Here is an 18,692-nt window from a genome sequence, read left to right as displayed (position 1 = left end):
GCTCTTCTTTTTTACAGCGACCGGGAACGCATGGGTGCGGGATTTTCGCCCAAACAGCGGTGTCATTTGCCGTTCACTCGGCCTCTTGAAGCATGATCTACTGCTAACCAGGCCATGATTTCCAACCAACCCGAACCCAGAACGCCAATTCACGCAATATGGTGCTGCCGGAAACGGACTATTCGGTCGTTTGTTCTCTCCCAAGCGGCAAATGCAGCAAGCCGCTTTGCAAACACCGGTTAAGATGAAATCACCGATAAACACAAACTCGGGTTTCCTTCACCCGGCAAGGCACAGAGAAGACGCAATGACCTTCCGTCCCAAATACATCACCTTCGATTGCTACGGCACTTTGACCAATTTCGACATGGCCGGCGCGGCACGCAGGGTCTACGGAGAACAGCTCTCTGACGAAAAGATGTTGAAATTTATCAAAAACTTCGCTGCATATCGCCTGGATGAAATACTCGGTGCCTGGAAGCCTTATGCCGATGTTGTAGCAAATTCTCTAGAACGGACTTGCAAGCTCAACGGCGTGACATACCGCGAAGAAGATGCCAGACAGATCTACGAGGAAGTACCGACTTGGGGTCCGCATCCGGATGTACCAGAAGGCCTCGCCAAAGTTGCCAAGGAAATACCACTGGTGATCCTGTCTAACGCCATGAAAAGCCAGATCATGTCAAACTTGGAAAGGCTCGGCGCGCCGTTCCACAAGGTCATCACAGCAGAAGAAACCGGAACTTATAAGCCGCAAATGAACGGCTTCGAATACATGCTCGACACCCTCGGTTGCGGTCCGGAGGACATCACACACGTATCTTCGTCCTTCCGCTATGACCTGATGACCGCGTACGACATGGGCATCAAGTCCAAGGTATGGGTCAACCGTGGCCACGAGCCTGCCAATCCCTTCTACGAATACACCGAAATCAAGGATATTTCCGGCCTCCCGGGGGTATTCGGTCTCTAAAACAAACAAGGCCGTTTGCATGAAATTCGCTTCTTATTGGCACGAGACCGCACCCCGGTTCGAAGATGGCAGTCAATCGTCTCCAACGGGCCGGTATGACGTCGCTGTCATCGGCGCAGGTTTCACGGGGTTGGGAGCAGCCCGCAAACTTGCAGCCGACGGTTTCCGGGTTGTCGTGCTGGAAGCCGAACACGTCGGCTTCGGCGCTTCTGGCCGCAATGGAGGTCACCTGAACAATGGTATCGCTCACGGGTTTGCCAGCGCAGTAAGTTCTTTCGGCATTAATAAGGCGGTCGCCATGTATCGAGCCTTTGACGACAGTATCGAGACAATCAGGCGGATCATCGCCGAAGAACAGATCGACTGCGACTTCCGGCGCTCAGGAAAACTGAAACTTGCGTCCAAGGCCTCTCACTACGAAAGCCTTGCACGCAATTGCGAACAGCTCGCCCGGCAAGTCGACCCGGAAGCTACAATGCTCTCGAAGGCGGAACTTTCCGGCGAAATCGGTTCCAGCCAGTTCCACGGTGCTATGTTGCAGCCCAAGAGTGCCATGATGCACATGGGTAAATTCGTGACCGGATTGGGCACGGCGACCGCAAGCAAAGGAGCAGAGATACTCGAAAATGCTCCGGTAACTTCCTACTGCCGAACCTCTGACGGTTTCACTCTTGAAACCCCAAAGGGACAGGTAGACGCGAAGAAGGTTTTCCTGGCAACGGGCGCTTATACCCCTTCCTTTTTCAAGTACATCCGCCGCCGCATCATCCCGGTCGGCAGCTTCCTTGTCGCCACCCGTCCTTTGACGGATCAGGAAGCCAGCAGCGTTATGCCCGGCAACCGCACCTGTGTGACCTCTCTCAATGTGGGGAATTACTTCCGCCTTGCTCCTGACAATCGCCTGATCTTCGGCGGCCGTGCCCGTTTCTCGGCCACTTCAGACCAGACGTCTGACGCCAGAAGCGGTGAAATCCTGAAGGCCAGCCTGGCCCAGATCTTCCCGCGGCTTAACGAGATCGAGATCGACTACTGTTGGGGCGGACTGGTCGACATGACCAAGGACCGCTACCCCAGGGCTGGCGAGCAGGACGGCATGCACTTCGCCTTGGGCTATTCAGGTCACGGTGCGCAGATCGCAACACATATGGGGGAGATCATGGCTGATGTGATGACCGGAAAGGCCAATCGCAACCCATGGCAGGGACTGCCGTGGCCAGCGGTTCCCGGTCACTTCGGCAAGCCCTGGTTCCTGCCGCTCGTTGGCGCCTATTTCAAAATGAAAGACAAAGTGAGCTGACTGCTCAACCAAACCAAAGATGAGAAGCGGCATCTTATGACGCCGCTTCTCGCAAACATATTGAATGGGAATGGTCCGCTTAAAGGTTACCCATGTGAAAAGCCTTGGTTTCAAGATACTCTTCTATGCCGGTCTTCGCGCCTTCCCGGCCGAGTCCGGACTGTTTGACGCCACCAAAGGGTGAAACTGTCGTCGAAACGATGCCGGTGTTCAGCCCGACCATTCCGAATTCCAATGCCTCACCCATACGCCACGCGCGGGCCAAGCTCTCGGTGTAAAAATAGGCTGCCAGACCGAATGGTGTGGCGTTGGCAATTTCAATGGCATCTTCTTCCTTTTCAAAGCGGAACAGCGGTGCCAGCGGGCCAAAGGTCTCCTCGCTCGCCAGCTGCATGGAGGTGTCGCAATTGCCCAAAACCGTCGGTGCAGCATATTGACCGTCGGGGGTTTTCGCCTGCCCCATGATCTTGGCTCCTTTGGACACCGCATCGTCAATGTGACGGTCTATTTTCTCGATCGCCGCTGAGTTGATCATCGGACCGATCTCCGCCCCGGCCTGCCCCGGACCGACCTTCATCGCCTTGACCACAGCGCAGAGCTTTTCTGCAAACGCGTTATAGATACCGGACTGAACCAATATGCGGTTGGAGCACACACAGGTCTGCCCGCCATTACGAAACTTGGAGGCAATCGCCCCCCCGACCGCTGCATCCAGATCCGCATCGTCAAATACGATGAACGGCGCATTGCCACCCAGCTCCAGGCTGAGGCGCTTTACCGTTGGAGCACATTGTTCCATCAACAAGGAACCAACACGGGTTGAGCCTGTGAAAGACAGCTTACGCACGGTTTCGCTGCTGGTCAGCGCAGCTCCAATATCGATCGGCATGCCGGTGACAATGTTGATCACACCGGCAGGAATTCCGGCTCGTTCCGCAAGAACACCAAGAGCAAGCGCGGAATAAGGGGTCAGATCGGACGGTTTGATCACCACCGTACAGCCAGCGGCCAGCGCCGGCCCGACCTTACGGGTGATCATTGCATTGGGGAAATTCCACGGCGTGATAATGGCGGAGACGCCAACCGGTTCTTTGAGGGTCAGGATGCGGCGATCAGATGTGGGGGAAGGGATCAGGCCGCCGTCTATACGGCGGGCTTCTTCCGCAAACCATTTGACGAAAGATGCGCCATAACCAATCTCACCCTTGGCCTCGGCCAACGGCTTGCCCTGTTCCAAAGTCAGAAGAAGGGCGAGATCATCTTCATGTTCCTGCATCAAATCGAACCAACGCTCAAGGAGAAGAGCCCGCTGTTCATGGGGAACCTTGCGCCAGCTCTGGAAAGCTTCGTCAGCAGCTGCGATGGCAATCTCTGTATCAACACGGGTGCAATTGGGCACTGTTCCGATTGCCTCCCCGGTCGCGGGATCGACCACGTCGATGACCCTGTCATCGGAGGCCTTGACCCACTGGCCACTTATCAGAGCGGCCTGCCGGAAGAGATTCTTATCCTTGAGGTCTGAAACTCTTTTCATCGAATTCATGGTCATTTCCTATGCCAGTGCCGCCAGAACAGCATTACCGATCACGTCGGTCTTGTGTTTACCCGCTACCGTACCGAAGCCTTGAGCGGTCGTCTTGTTCATAGCAGTCCGGATCCGTCCCGCAGCCTCGGCTTCGCCAAGGTGTTCCAGCATCATTGCAGCCGACCAGATCGCCGCCAGTGGATTCGCGATACCCAGATGAGCAATGTCTGGCGCTGAGCCGTGAACCGGCTCGAACATGGACGGCGCATTGCGTTCAGGATTGATATTGGCCGAAGCGGCAAAGCCGAGACCGCCCTGAATAGCGGCTCCAAGATCAGTAAGGATGTCACCAAAGAGATTGGAGGCAACAATCACATCCAAACTCTCCGGAGCCATGACCATGCGGGCTGCTAGGGCGTCGATGTGATATTGGCTGACTTCGACATCCGGGTACTCCGCTGAGATTTCTTGAGTGACTTCATCCCAGAACACCATCGAATACTTTTGAGCGTTGGACTTGGTCACCGAAGCCAGGCAGCCAGAGCGCTGGCGCGCCTGTTCGAAACCGAACCGTAAGATGCGTTCAACACCGGTGCGGGTAAAGATGGAAGTTTCGACAGCAACCTCATCAGAAGTCCTCTGATGCACACGGCCGCCTGCTCCCGAATATTCGCCTTCGGTGTTCTCGCGTATGCATAGAATATCAAAATCCGTCTTCCGCAGCGGACCCTCAACCCCGTCCAGCAGGCGGTGCGGACGGATGTTGGCGAATTGCACGAAGCTCTTGCGGATCGGCAGAAGCAGACCGTGAAGAGATATGGAATCCGGGACTTTCTCCGGCCAGCCGACCGCTCCGAGAAAAACGGCATCGAAGCTACGCAGCGTCTCAATCCCGTCTTCCGGCATCATTTTTCCGGTTTCCAGATAGTAGTCGCAAGACCATGGAAAGGTCTCGGTTTCCACTTGGCCTGGCAGAACCTTCTCAACCACTGCCATGGCCGCATCAGTCACCGGAATGCCGATGCCATCGCCCGGAATGAGGGCAATACGATATTTGCTCATGCTGTTCTCACAAATCGATCAAAACAGTCTTTGACTGACGGTTGGCCTTGTAGGCCTCCTTGCCCAAGTCCTTGCCGAAACCGGAAGATTTGTAGCCGCCGGTAGGAAGGATGTGGTCGCGCGAACGCCCGTAGCGATTGACCCAGACGGTACCCGCCGTCACGGCCCGGATAGTCTTCAATGCACGGGAGAGGTCCCTGGTATAAATGCCTGCGCACAAACCATACACCGGATGATCGGCCACCTCGCAGGCCTCCTCATCATCGGAGAAGCTTTGGATAGTCAGGACAGGGCCGAAAATTTCCTCTCGCACGGCTGTGTTGTCCTGACCGGCACCGGTCACAAGGGTGGGCTTGTAGAAGTAACCCGGACCTTCGAAACGCTCTCCCCCAAGCAGGATTTCTGCCCCTTCTGTACATGCCCGTTGCAACATCTCGTCCATACGAAAAATCTGCTTCTCTGAGATGATGGCGGAATAGTTCGTTGCTTCATTCCAAGCTGGCCCTGGCACCAGGCCGGACATGCGTGTAGCCAGTGCCTCCGTAAGAGCATCGGCAACACTTTCATGCACCAACACACGGCTTCCGGCCACACAGGCCTGCCCCGCATTGAATAGAATCGAACGCGCTATGTTGTCGGCCGCCAATGTCAGATCCGCATCATTGAAGACAATCTGCGGGCTCTTGCCACCCAGTTCCAGCGTCATTGGTTTCATGCCATTTCTGGCGATGTTTTCCATGATCGCCTGGCCTGCCCGGGTAGATCCGGTAAAGCTGACCTTGGCGATGTCTTCATGACCGGTTAAGGCGTTTCCTGTGGTCGGACCATCGCCAAGGACAACGTTGATCAAACCCGCGGGTATACCTGCCTGCGTTGCCAGCTCCGCCATGAAGAGACTGGTGAAAGGCGTCATTTCCGACGGCTTGAGCACAACCGCATTGCCGGCCGCCAGCGCCGGGCCAAGCTTCCAACCCGTCATGGAAATTGGGAAATTCCAGGGGGTAATCGCACCGACGACGCCATAAGGCTCAGTGATTGTCATGCCGAGTTGCCCCTCGGCAGTGGGGGCGGTGTCTCCGCCTTCCTTGTCGGCAAGTTCCGCAAAGAAACGAATCTGCTCGGCGGTTACAGCGATATCCCCCTTGATCATTTGATTGATCAGGCGGGTTGAGGGCACGGTTTCGAGCTGAGCGAGTTTCAGCGCGTTTTCGTCGATGAGATCGGCCCACCGCCGCAACACGTCGGTGCGCTCGCGCGGGCGCAGGCCGCCCCAACCGCTTGTCTTCAAGGCTGCTTTGGCCGCTTGTACAGCACGGTCGACAGTATCTACGCCTGCAATCGGGCAGCCGGCAAATTCCCGTCCGTCGGAGGGACGGAACATGGGAATGGAAGGATTGTCATCGACGTAGGACCCGCCAATGTAGTGCGCGGACCGAAACTCAGGCTGAGTGGGATCAAAGGTGAGCGACATATAGAACTCCGGATTGTCACTGCCACTCTAGCCGCTCTTTGGCCAAACTTGCTTCTTTCGCGCCCATTGCAACAGTCCAATTCACTGTTTGGGTACGCGGCAACGATATTCTATGCGGTAAGATCACAGCACCGCTTTGAACGCTGCCAAAAACGGCTCGGCTAAGCGCGGTTGCGGACGGGCGCTGTCTCGGGAAATCGTCAGCGGCATTGTACATTCAGGAAAGAATGGCTTGCTGACGACCCCATTGCCGGCAGGTGCTAAACTATCGACCAGGCCAATCCCTAGCTTCTCAGCGACAAGTGGTATGGCGGCAACCGACGTTGCGACCTCAATCGCAACCTGCCGCGTCTCACCATATTCCCGGAAAGCCTCATCAAGGGCAGCACCGATTGTCGCATGGCTGCCATAGGATACTAGATCACGGCCGCTCAGATCTGATGGGGAAAGCGCTTCACTGCCGGCCAGAGGATCATCCACGCGAAGAAAGACCCGTATCGGAACAGTGCAGAGGGTTTGCGTGCGCACGGTCGGAGCAAGAATCGGTGACAGCGTCATGGCGAGATCGATATCGCCAGCCCTAAGAGCTTCGGCGATTTCTAGCGCCGGGAGACTGTGCAAATGTACCCGCACATCCGGATAGTTCTGCCGGAAGATCTGAAGCGCACGGGGAAGCAGGGATTGCACCAGCGGCTGCGCTGCGCCCAGACGTAAGAGGCCAACCTTTCGTTCGCCCACCCGCCTGGCCAGATCCTTCAAGCCCTCCAACTCACGGAAGACCCTTTCGGCATCACCGGTGAGAAGCTGTGCTTCCGCAGTCGGAACTAGTCGGCCACCGGCCCGTTCGAAAAGCCGATAGCCGAGCTGGTCTTCCAGATGCTGCAAGACTTTGGAGACGGCCGGCTGGGAAACGCTGAGTGCATTGGCGGCGGCCGTAAGCGTTCCTTCGCGCATAATGGCGCGAAACACTTCCAATTGACGCGAATTCATAGCCGATAAAGGGCCACAAAATGGTGCCTCGAGCAAGCGTTACAGATGGTGTTTCTGTTGCAGATCTTCGAAAATTGCCTGCATTCCGGTCTCCAGATTTTCAGTTGAACCACGGTCGGTTACAGCTTGGAAAACGGCCTGCTTTAAGAATGCACGCCAGCCAACCGGTTGTTTCGCCAGAAACTCTGTCAAAAGCTCATAACGTTCCCGGCTCCAAACAGCCTCGAACGCGAGGCGTTCAGCGGAAAAACTGTAAAGCCCTTTATTGACAGAAAGCGATGTTCGAAGCCTAGCGGTTTCAGCGTCATCAACCGCTCCTTTCTTCAAGACAACTCCATAGATGCATTTGGCAGCTTCTACGGAGACATAGCCGCGGCGGACGTCTGCTGCGACATCCTCAGTTAAGCGTTCGAAAGGATGGCCAATACCTCCCGCTCCCGGACCTACTACCCGGATAATGTCGCCAGGGCCACATTTCACCAGGTCTGTGTTACCTAGGTTTTCCGCCCTTTCGGTTCCCGGATTGAGCTCAAAGGTCGAAACTTTGGGTTGCCCGGCTCCCCTCAGCCCCCAAGAAGCCATTACTGAACGGTTCCGGTTGCGCGCCGTTACCACAGTCCCCGGCGAGAACACCTGAAATTCCATAACCGCCGACAGGCCTCCGCGCCATCTGCCAGGGCCGCCGGAGTCAGCCTCCAGGCCGTACCGGCGGAACTGGATGGGCACCTCCGCTTCCGTAATCTCCAAGGGGGTATTGCGAAGGAAACCCGTTGTCCCTCCTGCTCCGTCACTTCCGTCGTCGAAAGGCGTCGCGCCGCCACCACCCCCGACCGGACCGATAGAGGCCATAACCGGACGCCCATACTTGGTAGCGGCCTTGATGTTGAGGATCGCATTGCCACCCGGAGCCGCGGCCGGGATCTTGTCTGGCACGGCTTGCGCAAATGCACCAATCGTGACGATCTGCGTCATCGCGCACGTCAAGGAGCGCATCCCAATCGCCGCCCCTGGTGCCGAGTTCACCACCGAGCCTTCCGGCAACACCGCCCTCGCCGGGCGCAAAGTCCCTGCATTGAGCCAAATACCAGGCGACAAGGTGGCAAGCACATAAGTCAGACCGACCATCACAAGAGGGTGGCGTTCCCGGCCACCGGTCGGCATGTTGAGCGATGAGGCAAGCTGAGGATCGCTTCCGGTATAGTCGAGTTCCAACGTGTTACCCTGAACCCGTACGGTTATTGCTATCCTTGCCGGCAAACCGCCTGGGCTGTCCTCATCGGCAAAATCCGCAAAGAAGTAGTCGCCATCGGGCACATTGGCAATCACCGCCCGGGCCTGCGCTTCCGCATGATCGAGAATAGCTTTAACTCCATCCAGAAACGTGGAAATACCGAACCGCTGGATGATCTCGCCCATCTTGCGCTCGCCGACATTCACCGATGCTATCTGTGCCGCCAGGTCTCCGAGATTCTGCTCGGGCATGCGCACATTTGAGCGGATCAGCTCGGCGACAAAGGTGTTTTCCACCCCGGCCTCCAGTAGCTTTACGGGAGGAATTCGCAAGCCCTCTTGCGCGATCTCAGTCAAGCTGCGCGAAAGGCTCGCAGGGACTGCACCACCTACATCCGTGTTGTGGATGTGACCAACGACGAAACAGGCAATTTCTCCATTATGAAAAACAGGTTTCCAAATGTGAATGTCAGGTGTGTGGGTGGAGACGTGACCGGCTTCCGGGTCATTGGTAATGCATATATCGCCAGCCCTATAGTTGTCGAAATGTGCAAGCAACGGTCCATAGTCGATGCCGGAATACCAGGGTGCGCCAAAGTGCCGGGGATTTGCGAAAGCCAATCCCTCCCGCGACACGATTTGGCAGGAAAAGTCTTCTGTTTCTTTGATGAAGGCGGAATGTGCAGTGCGCATGAGTGTGTGGGCCATGGCATCCGCCGCCGCACCACAAAAATTCGCCAGAACTTGCAGACTTCTTGCAATCACCATCGCCTTAACTCCCCCGTGTCAGCAGCAGATTGCCAAAGGAATCGACCTGAAGGCCGAAATCCGGCGGAACGACCGTTGTCGTATCGTCCTGAGCAACGATCACCGGTCCCGCCAGTTTATGCCCGGGCGCTAGACTGGACCTCCGGTAGACCGGCACATCCACGGATGTGCCATCGAAATAGGCCTGCACCGCCTCTTCCGGCTCTGGAGCACTGGCTGCCATCGATGGCTTAGGCAAACGAGGCTTCGGAGTCGGGCCGCAAATCACCAGCCTCAGATTGATCAGCTGCACCGGCATTGATGAGTCCGAATGTCCAAAGAGCCGTTCATGTTCCCGGTGAAACGCTTGAACGATAGCCGCCATTTCCCCGTTCTCTACCGCTTGGCGATCGAGAGGCGTTTCGATTTCATAGGACTGGCCGCGATAACGCATGTCAGCGCTCACGGTGATCTGCGGCGTTCCGTCAAATCCTTGATCTGCGAGCCAGCGCAACCCTTCCGCCATCATCTCATCAAGCGGCGCCACCAACGTGCTGACATTCTGCGACGTCAATTCCAAAAACAGTGTTTTGATGAAGTCATTGCGGAGGTCAGCGACGAGCCCTCCCAAAGCCGAAACGACACCAGGGGTGGGCGGCACCAAAACACCCGCTACATCCAACTCACGAGCGAGATAACAGGCCAGCATAGGACCCGCGCCGCCAAAGGCAATCAAGTGATAGCCGCGCAGATCGATACCGAAACGGGATACAAGCCCCTGTGTTTCAGCATACATGGCGGAGGTCGCAATTTCGACAATACTGGCGGCAACCTCCTCCACACTGACCTGCAGCTGTGCTGCCAGCGGCTCTATTGCAGCTCGCGCTGCTTTGTGGTCCACGCTAACTGCACCATAGCCCAGATCACCGTGACCAATCAGGTTCTGAACCGCCATCGCATCCGTGATGGTTGGCTTTGTGCCTCCGCGTCCATAGCAGGCGGGGCCAGGTGTGGAACCAGCGCTTTCCGGTCCGACCTTCAGGACACCAAGAGGATCGATCCATGCGACGGAACCTCCCCCCTGACCGACCGAACTGACGGCAACGGATGGAATGTGGATTGGAAATTCGCCTACAAGTTCGCCAGTACCATGCTGTGCCTGCCCATCTTGTAAAACCGCCACATCCGCAGACGTGCCGCCAATATCTAGGGTCAGTACATCCGCATACTCGCACGCCTGTGCAATGTAACCTGCTCCAATTACGCCGGATGCCGTGCCGGACAGAAGCATCTGAACAGATTCAGCACGCGCCTGATCAAGACCCATTACACCTCCATTGGACTTGGTGATAAGGGCAGGCACCGTAACTCCTTGTGCTTTCAGGGATTGTTCCAACCGGTCGAGATAATGCGACACCCTGGACCGGACATAACCTGAGATAACCGCCGTCAATGTGCGTTCGTACTCGCGGATCACCGGCCAGGTACCGGAGGATGTGGTTACCATCAGGCCTGGATCGATCTCCTTGAGAACAGCAGCGACCGTTTTCTCGTTTTCACTGTTCCGGTAAGCGTTCAGGAAGGCGACGACGATGCCCTCGGCCCCATTCTTCCGCGCCAGTTGCAGCGCCCGCTCGATATCCTTCCGCTCCGGCGCCTTTTGAACTGACCCATCCGAGAGGACCCGTTCATCGATCCCCATCACACATTCGCGCGGGATCAAGGGCACCGGCCGTTTGGAGTAAAGATTGTGAATTTCCGGGATTTTCAGCCGCGCCAGCTCAAGCACATCCTCGAAGTTCGCGGTCGTAAAAAGCGCCAGTTTCGGGCCATTGCGCTGGATGACCGTGTTGATCCCCACTGTCGTGCCGTGAGTGAAGCGGCGAACTGCCCCGGTTTCCACTTGACCGCTCTCTTGCAGTCGCGTCAGGGCTGTAACGATCTCCTCGCCCGGTGCATCCGGACGCGAAAAGACCTTCAGGGTCGCCAAGTCACCAGTTTCATCATCGAGAACCGCGAAGTCGGTAAACGACCCACCGACGTCAACCCCAATCCGATATGCCATGTCCATCTCCTGCAATCGAGAGGACAATGGAGCGGGCCAACAGGCAACGCCAATCGAAAAAGCTCAACTTCCCATAACCTAAGGTTATGCTTAGAGGTCATGTTTAGGAACGGTCATGTACCACTCGGGGTGTTTAACCGGCCGGTAACCGGCCTTTTTATAGACCTGATGTGCATCCTTGGTTGCCAACATCCAGGTGCTGATGGTCGCCAGGTCCGGATGGTCTCTGATCTGCCGGGCCATCCAAACGGCAAGCCCTTTCCCTCGCTCCATCGGTAGAACGAACACATCCCGCAAATAGGCAAAGACAGCGCAATCGGTTACGAGCCGGGCGAAGCCGACCATACGCCCGTCCGGTGTATAAACCCCCATGACTAGGGAGCCGGCAAGAGCCCGCTTCAACACTGCTTCGGGCAAACCATTGGACCAATAGGCGTCGTTTTTCAAAAAATCTGCCAGCACTTCCAGATCAATCCGGTCTTGATCGGTCGAAAGCGTGTAACCGTCTTTCCGGCTCCAGGACATAACTTGCAACGAGGATAGGGGAGACGACTGCATTGGATGCCTTTCAACTGTAAAGAACTGACACAGCCTATCGAAGAACAACTGTGAACGGGCGCTGGTTTTTAAGGTAATCCGGCAGGATGTATCCCGTCACTAACGGTAAACAGCAGGACGTTCTTGAGTTTCCCAATAAGCTCACAGACACCTAGTTTCACAAGATTATACATGCACGAGGGATTCGGTTTGGCAACGCCGCAAGAGATGACCGCACAACAGATTCTGGCAGAACTGGTCTCCATTCCGGAACTGCCGGGCACCTCCAACATCAATATGGTGAACTGGGTCACCTCCTATCTTCAAAACCAAGGCGTTGAGCCTCATATTTTGCCTGGCCCAGAAGGCAACCGGAGCAATCTGTTCGCCACGATCGGTCCAACGAACGTGCCAGGTATAGTTCTCTCCGGCCATATGGATGTTGTGCCTGTAGAAGGTCAGGACTGGACCGCAAATCCGTTCATCTTGACCGATCTCGGCGGCAAACTTACAGCCCGCGGAGCCAGCGACATGAAGGGATTTCTTGCCTGCGTTCTAGCTATGGCACCTATTTTCAAAGCGGCTGACTTGAAGCAACCGGTGCATATCGCATTTTCCTATGACGAGGAAATAGGTTGCCGGGGCGTTCCGCATCTGATCAACGCCATCCCGGATCTCTGTGCCCTGCCCCGGCTCTGTATCGTCGGAGAACCCTCGGACATGCGGCCTGTGCTCTCCCACAAGGGCAAACAGGCAATGGAACTGCGCTTCGAAGGCCGTTCCGCCCATAGTTCCAATCCGGCTCTCGGGATAAACGCCCTGTATCCGGCAGCCGAGACACTTCTCTATTTGCGTGATCTGGCGAAAAGGTTGGAAAGCGAAGGCCCGTTCAATGAGAGCTTTACGCCCCCCTATCCGACTGTCGTTGCTGGCGTCATCAATGGCGGTGCAGCGGTGAACATCATTCCAGAGGCTGCCAATTTGAAGTTCGAGGTCCGTTCCGTTCCGGGCTACGAGCCAAAATTGATCACCGGCGAGATACTTGCCAAGCTGGATCACCTGAAGCTTGAAGCCAAAGCTGCCGGGCAACCGATTGAGATCACTTTTTCGGAGTTATCAAGCTATCCCGCCCTTGCCCCTGTAGAAGATCCGGACCTGGTTGGTTTCATGGAAGACTGTTCCGGACATCGAGCCATTCAGGCAGTTAGCTACGGCACCGAAGCCGGCCTGTTTCACGCAGCCGGGATACCTTCGATTATCTGTGGTCCGGGCTCCATTACCCGCGCCCACCGTCCGGACGAATATATCCTCCAATCAGAGCTTGATGCCTGTATGCAGATGCTGGATAAGGTTAGACAGACAATGCGCTAAAACTCTTCAAAAGGATCTTGTGGTAGTCTCTTGTTGATAGGCTGCAACGCTATTGTGATTACTGGCTGACATGACCAAGGTAAGTGCGAAAGCGTTCAGCAGCGCGCCGCGGCAAATCCTCTGGAGTATTGTCCATTGTCGCTTTGGGCTCTCCGACTTCGACAAGCATGACCATACCCATCGCGAAATGCGTCGTGCATTTTACGCCATAAAGGCCGTCAACCTCGAAGGTTACTTCGATTTCTTCGTTGGTCTTCCCTTTGAAGGGCTCCGCACCCACAGGAATCATTCCGTCTATGCTTGCTGCATTATGCCCCCGTTTTTTCGCTATGAATTTGACGGTGTCACCGGGCTCGACATTCAGATAGGGAGGATCATAGACCATCGACCCGCTATCGTTGCGATTTAACATCTTGACCTCATAGGTCTCCGCTATCGCCAATCCGGAAAGCTGCGAAAGGCAAATCGAGAGTAAAAGGCGCATGGGTCAGTTTCCTTTGTGAGCGCTATGAAAACGAATGACAGGCGTCCCGTCGAAAGGGTCATTCATGAAATGGCCACACACACCGAACGTGTCACGTAAACGGGACTCAGTCAGGATATCCGGTGGACAACCGATGGCTTCGATTTGCCCTGCCTGCATGACACAGATGCGGTCACACATCAGCGCCTGGTTTAGATCGTGTAGAGCAATGATCTTGGTAACCGGAAGGCTTCTGACAAGATGTAGAATTGACAGTTGGTGCCGAATATCCAAGTGGTTGGTCGACTCATCCAGAAGGAGAATTTCTGGTTCCTGAGCCAATGCACGGGCAATATGGACCCGCTGCCGCTCACCACCTGATAAAGTATGCCAGTACCGGTTCCCAAAGCCGCTCAGATCCACTGCATCAAGGGCGCCAGATACGATGACGTCATCTTCCTGACGCCATGGCCCGAGCGCAGACAGGAAAGGCGTACGACCAAGCTCCACCGCGTCGCGAACGGTTATGCGTTCTTCAGTGTCTGTGTGCTGTTCGACAAGCGCAAGTTTGCGTGCGACATCCCTTTGACGCATCTCATACATAGGTTGATTGTCCAAAAAACACGCCCTGTTGAAGGTGTTCGCACAAACGCGTACCTCAATTTGCATTCTCGGCGAGGTACGCATTCGACTACGTCTCATCTATTTTAGGATGCCGCGATCCTCGGTGATGCGGGCCAGTTCCTGCTTCAGTCGATGAACCTTCGCAGCTTGATCGGCTTTGAGAACTTCTTCTTCCGAACATTAAGGGAAAGTGCGCTAACACCCAGACGCTTCGAAACCTCCAAAACGGGGTAGCTGCTCGGTGATCTACGCCACCGCGTTCCGCTTGAACTCGTCACTGAAATTGCTTGTGCCCATAATAGCCTCCTCGCCTCAAAATTAGGAAAGAAGGTGTCTACAAATCAAGGTGGTATTCAGCTTTTACAGCATCACCGAGCATGTCGAACTAACAAAAGTGACTGGCAAGAAAAAGAAAAGCGGACCGAGGCCCGCCGTTAAGTTGGAGGGTTCAAAATTACCCCCGGGGGAAGAAAGCTCAAGGAGCGCAACTAAAGTCCCAGAACTCTGTTTCTCTGATTGGAATATGTGATTTCGGCGCCCTTTCGAAATTGTCCGAGTTCAGTGAGGGCTGCGCGGTAGTGGTCGTGAATTTCTGCTGTGAGCGCAGACTGCCCGCGATTTTCCTCAATCACTTCTATGGCCGCTTCACCGAATGCGTCCCAGGTTTCTTCGTTAAACTGACGGAGTTGTGTGCCATGATCTTCGACAAGTTTCTTCAGGTAGATGCCATTGTTGGCGAGAAACTCTTCGTTCATAGCGGCATTTTCTTCCATACAGGCCGCTTCGATGACAGTTCTTTCCCATTCGGTTAGGCTTGTCCACCAGACCTTGTTCATCCCGAAAGAATTGCCGCCACCGGGCTCATGCATGCCAGCCATATAATAGTACTTGGCAGCTTCGTAGAATTTCATGAAATAGTCGTTGTAGGGGCCAACCCATTCGGCGGCATCGATCGCACCTGAAACGAGATTTTCATAGATCTGTCCTCCGGGTAAAGACACCACGGACACACCCAGTTTCGACATTACGAAGCTGCCGAGGCCTGGGATGCGCATCTTTAGGCCTTTGAGGTCGTCCACCGATTCAATCTCAACGTTGAACCAGCCGCCCATTTGCGTTCCTGTCCCACCGCACGGGAGAGCTTTTAGATCGAAATTTCCAGAAACTTTGTCCCAGAGTTCTTGTCCTCCCTTGAATTTGATCCAAGCGTTCCACTCCGGCATGGTCATCCCAAACGGAACAGAAGTGAAATAAGCAAAGGCAGGATCTTTTCCAACCCAATAGTAGTCTGCTGAAATGTAGGCTTGAGCGTTTCCGGACGCGACTTCATCGAAGACGTCAAATGCGCCAACTCTTTCGCCTGCCGCATAATATGTGGCTTGAAGGCGACCATTGGACAATTCCGTTATCCGTTTCGAAAGCCGCTGTGCTGACATGCCGAGGCCTGGAAAATCGCGCGGAAAGCTCGACACTATAGTGAATTCTTTGCGTTCTTGAGCGACGGCTGGAGCTGCAAGCAACGTCGCACCACCGGTGCCAGCCAGCCCGGCATTTTTTAAAAATGAACGGCGATCCATATTTTCCCCTCAGGTTTCGCAGTTTGGTGGAACACGTTGGTTCCCGGCTAGGCGCTATTTTTCTCCCAGCTGCAGGACGCAGGCAAATAGCCAGGAACTATGTGTTCGATAGCGGTCGCAGGGGGTTAGTTTTTGATTCAGGCCTAGCCGATTTGTGAAAGGTCTGCAGCTGCGTTGTTTACGGAAAGGGAGGATTGATGAGGGAGGTTGTCGATGTGTCGTTGGCGACCTTTGGACTTGCTAGACTTGGTAAAGCCATGTCCTGGCTCTTTAAAAGCGGAGGTCGCAATGTAGCTGCCGAACTCCGCCGCACGCGCCTTCGTCGCCATCAAACCCTAACCGCTGCCGTGAGATATCGAAATCGACTACATCGCAGTTCAATAATCTATATCTGAACGCTTTGTGTCGCATAGGTTCTGGCTATTTGCCCCGCTGAAATTGGACAGGGCAGTATCATTTGCCGGGATGAGATTGCCCGTCGGGTCAAAGAGTTAGAAAATCCACGAGGAGAATCATGGGTATTTCCGCTGACATGCGGGTCGATATCGACCGGTTTTGGAGCACGATTGAAGCTTCCGCGAAAGTCGGCCAAGGGCGGCCTGGTGGGCTCTCCAGACTAACCCTTTCCGACAGCGATCGTGAAATGCGAGATGTGTTTGCCGGCTGGTGCAAAGAGGCAGGTCTGACCGTGTCGGTAGACGAAGTCGGCAACATGTTCGCCCGCCGCGACGGACGAGACAATTCACTTGCTCCGATCCTGATAGGAAGCCACCTCGACACGCAGATAAATGGAGGGCGATTTGACGGTATCGCCGGTGTTCTTGCTGGCCTGGAGGTTCTTCGTCAATTGAATGATGCAGGACACCATACGAAGCGACCAATTGTTGTGGTGAACTGGACCAACGAAGAAGGGGCTAGGTTCTCTCCGCCCATGGTTGCCTCGGGCTGTTTCGTGGGGAAATACTCAGCTGCCTGGACAAAAGACCGAATTGGTGATGACGGGACCCGGTTCGGGGACGAACTGGAACGCATCGGTTACGCCGGACCGGACGTTTGCAAGGCCGGTGACATAGATGCCTACTATGAACTTCACATTGAACAAGGCCCAATCCTGGATGCGGAACGGCGTGATGTCGGGATCGTGGTTGGCGGCTACCCAAGTCATGGAATGAGGGCTTCATTTTCCGGCCGCACCGCTCATACTGGTCCGACGCCGATGAACCTTCGCCAAAATGCCCTTGTTGCCGGTGCCCGATGGTTGACCTCAATCGATGATATTGGCTGGGAATATGCGGTTTATGATGGCAAAGCGACCGCAGCACGGTTGACGGCGTGGCCCAACAAACCGGGCATCTTGTCCGATACAGCCGAGGCGGTGTGTGATGTGCGTCATCCGGATTTGGCAACTACAAAGGTCATGGCGGAAAAAATGAGACGCGCGCTTTTTGAAAGCGCCGCCAAAACGGGTTGCACTGCAACCATTGAGGACGAGTGGCAGTGGGGCGGCGATATTTTCGACACCAATCTTGTTCAGGGGCTGAGGGAGCAAGCCATTCGAATGGAGTTCAACTGGCGTGACATTCACAGTCAGGCCGGACACGATGCTTATCATCTGGCCCTTCACTGTCCGACTGCCATGATTTTCACACCGTGTAAGGACGGTATCACGCATAACAATGAAGAGCATTGCGAGCCTGAGGACTTCGTCGCCGGATTGAACATCCTGTTTCACGCTGTAATCGGCAGGGCTGATCGTGACTGAATTCTTATCACACAGTGCTGTAGAAGATGCCTTGCACTGGCCTCAACTGATTGAGCAACTACGCAACTGGTTCGCGGACGGCAAAGTGGAAGCGCCTCCGCGTCAGGTGCTGTCCATTCCCGCGCCAGCGGGATCCAAGGCCAGTGATCCCGGATCAATGCTGATCATGCCAGCATGGCTGCCGGGCGAGGCCCTCGGTGTCAAAGTGGTGACCTATTGCCCGTGGAATGCGAGCCAAGGTGAGGCCACGATCAACGCGGGTTACATGTTGTTCAATGGAGCGACCGGTAAACTTCAAACTGTTCTTGATGGTGACGCGTTGACTATCCGCCGGACAGCGGCTGCTTCTGCTCTGGCGGCCGACTATCTGGCCCGAAACGACGCTCGGCACCACCTCATTGTCGGCACTGGCCAGTTGGCACGATCCGTCGGCGAAGCCTACGCTTCTGTCCGTGCGCCGAAAAAGATCTCGGTCTGGGGACGAAACCCTGAAAAAGCACTGCAAATTGCCAGGGAGCTTGCGCGCGTTGGGCTTCCTGCCGAAGCGGTTACCAATTTGAAACTCGCCTGTGAAAAAGCGGATATCGTTTCGACAGTGACGGCCTCACAGTCACCCATCGTCCAAGGGGATTGGCTTCGGCCCGGGACTCATTTGGATTTGATCGGCTCTTTCAGAGCCGACATGCGGGAAAGCGATGATCTGGCGATCAGTCAGGCCGAAGTATTTGTAGATGATCGCGCCGGCGCGCAATTGGCTGGTGATCTTGCACAGCCTTTGGCAACCGGGCATTTGCAACCAAATGACATAAAGGCTGATCTTAAGTCACTCTGCTGTGGTGAACATCCGGGCCGGACCTCGAAAAACAGCTACACTGTTTTCAAATCCGCCGGCGTGTCGCTTGAAGACCTCGCTGCCGCTGTGCAGGTGAACACGGTAGCCAGAGAAAACAGATCTACCGCTTGCTGAGCTGCTTTCTTGTCGGCCCCTTTGATCTATA

General features: G+C 55.3%; 15 protein-coding genes. 5 read left to right on the top strand and 10 right to left on the bottom strand.

The window, feature by feature from the left end; all coding sequences use genetic code 11:
* Positions 1-307: 307 nt before the first annotated feature.
* The gene (locus tag ABVF61_RS30375) at positions 308-973 is read left to right on the top strand and encodes a haloacid dehalogenase type II (protein WP_353997367.1); all 666 of its coding nucleotides are present in this window, start codon (positions 308-310) and stop codon (positions 971-973) included.
* Between the two features lie 19 nt (positions 974-992).
* Positions 993-2,270, top strand: a complete 1,278-nt coding sequence (locus ABVF61_RS30370; protein WP_353997366.1) for an NAD(P)/FAD-dependent oxidoreductase — start codon at positions 993-995, stop codon at positions 2,268-2,270.
* A gap of 79 nt (positions 2,271-2,349) precedes the next feature.
* On the opposite strand, the gene ABVF61_RS30365 is transcribed toward ABVF61_RS30370, so the two are convergent.
* The 7 genes from ABVF61_RS30365 to ABVF61_RS30335 form a co-directional block, all read right to left on the bottom strand.
* Positions 2,350-3,804 (bottom strand): NAD-dependent succinate-semialdehyde dehydrogenase, encoded by a 1,455-nt coding sequence (locus ABVF61_RS30365; RefSeq protein WP_353997582.1) that lies wholly within the window; start codon positions 3,802-3,804, stop codon positions 2,350-2,352.
* A gap of 18 nt (positions 3,805-3,822) precedes the next feature.
* Positions 3,823-4,857, bottom strand: coding sequence for a tartrate dehydrogenase (locus ABVF61_RS30360; RefSeq protein ID WP_353997365.1), 1,035 nt, complete (start codon positions 4,855-4,857; stop codon positions 3,823-3,825).
* A 7-nt stretch (positions 4,858-4,864) separates the two neighbouring features.
* Entirely contained in the window at positions 4,865-6,328 is a 1,464-nt protein-coding gene (locus tag ABVF61_RS30355; RefSeq protein ID WP_353997364.1) for an aldehyde dehydrogenase family protein, read from the bottom strand.
* Positions 6,329-6,451: 123 nt separating this feature from the next.
* Positions 6,452-7,318 carry a LysR family transcriptional regulator gene (locus ABVF61_RS30350; RefSeq protein WP_353997363.1) on the bottom strand — a complete coding sequence of 289 codons (867 nt, stop codon included), beginning with the start codon at positions 7,316-7,318 and terminating at the stop codon, positions 6,452-6,454.
* A 39-nt stretch (positions 7,319-7,357) separates the two neighbouring features.
* Positions 7,358-9,316, bottom strand: a complete 1,959-nt coding sequence (locus ABVF61_RS30345) for a hydantoinase B/oxoprolinase family protein (RefSeq protein ID WP_353997362.1) — start codon at positions 9,314-9,316, stop codon at positions 7,358-7,360.
* 4 nt (positions 9,317-9,320) lie between these two features.
* A complete protein-coding gene (locus ABVF61_RS30340) occupies positions 9,321-11,360 on the bottom strand; it encodes a hydantoinase/oxoprolinase family protein (RefSeq protein ID WP_353997361.1) in 2,040 nt (679 codons plus the stop codon).
* A gap of 90 nt (positions 11,361-11,450) precedes the next feature.
* Entirely contained in the window at positions 11,451-11,918 is a 468-nt protein-coding gene (locus ABVF61_RS30335; RefSeq protein WP_353997360.1) for a GNAT family N-acetyltransferase, read from the bottom strand.
* A 171-nt stretch (positions 11,919-12,089) separates the two neighbouring features.
* Here ABVF61_RS30335 and argE point away from each other — a divergent pair, with 171 nt between their 5' ends.
* Positions 12,090-13,268 (top strand): acetylornithine deacetylase, encoded by a 1,179-nt coding sequence (gene argE / locus ABVF61_RS30330; RefSeq protein ID WP_353997359.1) that lies wholly within the window; start codon positions 12,090-12,092, stop codon positions 13,266-13,268.
* 58 nt (positions 13,269-13,326) lie between these two features.
* Here the strand turns inward: argE and ABVF61_RS30325 are convergent, their stop codons facing one another.
* The 3 genes from ABVF61_RS30325 to ABVF61_RS30315 all read right to left on the bottom strand — a co-directional run bounded on the left by ABVF61_RS30325 (position 13,327) and on the right by ABVF61_RS30315 (position 15,932).
* The gene (locus tag ABVF61_RS30325) at positions 13,327-13,752 is read right to left on the bottom strand and encodes a pseudoazurin (RefSeq protein ID WP_353997358.1); all 426 of its coding nucleotides are present in this window, start codon (positions 13,750-13,752) and stop codon (positions 13,327-13,329) included.
* Positions 13,753-13,755: 3 nt separating this feature from the next.
* Positions 13,756-14,400, bottom strand: coding sequence for an ABC transporter ATP-binding protein (locus ABVF61_RS30320; protein WP_353997581.1), 645 nt, complete (start codon positions 14,398-14,400; stop codon positions 13,756-13,758).
* Between the two features lie 443 nt (positions 14,401-14,843).
* On the bottom strand, positions 14,844-15,932 hold the full coding sequence (locus ABVF61_RS30315) for a TRAP transporter substrate-binding protein (RefSeq protein WP_353997357.1): 1,089 nt from the start codon (positions 15,930-15,932) through the stop codon (positions 14,844-14,846).
* 514 nt (positions 15,933-16,446) lie between these two features.
* Here ABVF61_RS30315 and ABVF61_RS30310 point away from each other — a divergent pair.
* Positions 16,447-17,694 (top strand): Zn-dependent hydrolase, encoded by a 1,248-nt coding sequence (locus ABVF61_RS30310; protein WP_353997356.1) that lies wholly within the window; start codon positions 16,447-16,449, stop codon positions 17,692-17,694.
* The gene (gene lhpI / locus ABVF61_RS30305) at positions 17,687-18,661 is read left to right on the top strand and encodes a bifunctional Delta(1)-pyrroline-2-carboxylate/Delta(1)-piperideine-2-carboxylate reductase (protein ID WP_353997355.1); all 975 of its coding nucleotides are present in this window, start codon (positions 17,687-17,689) and stop codon (positions 18,659-18,661) included. Before ABVF61_RS30310 ends, lhpI begins: the two co-directional genes overlap by 8 nt.
* Positions 18,662-18,692 lie beyond the last annotated feature (31 nt).

It is taken from the genome of Roseibium sp. HPY-6, assembly GCF_040530035.1.
Taxonomy (GTDB): Bacteria; Pseudomonadota; Alphaproteobacteria; order Rhizobiales; family Stappiaceae; genus Roseibium.
This window is presented reverse-complemented; position numbering and strand designations above follow the sequence as displayed.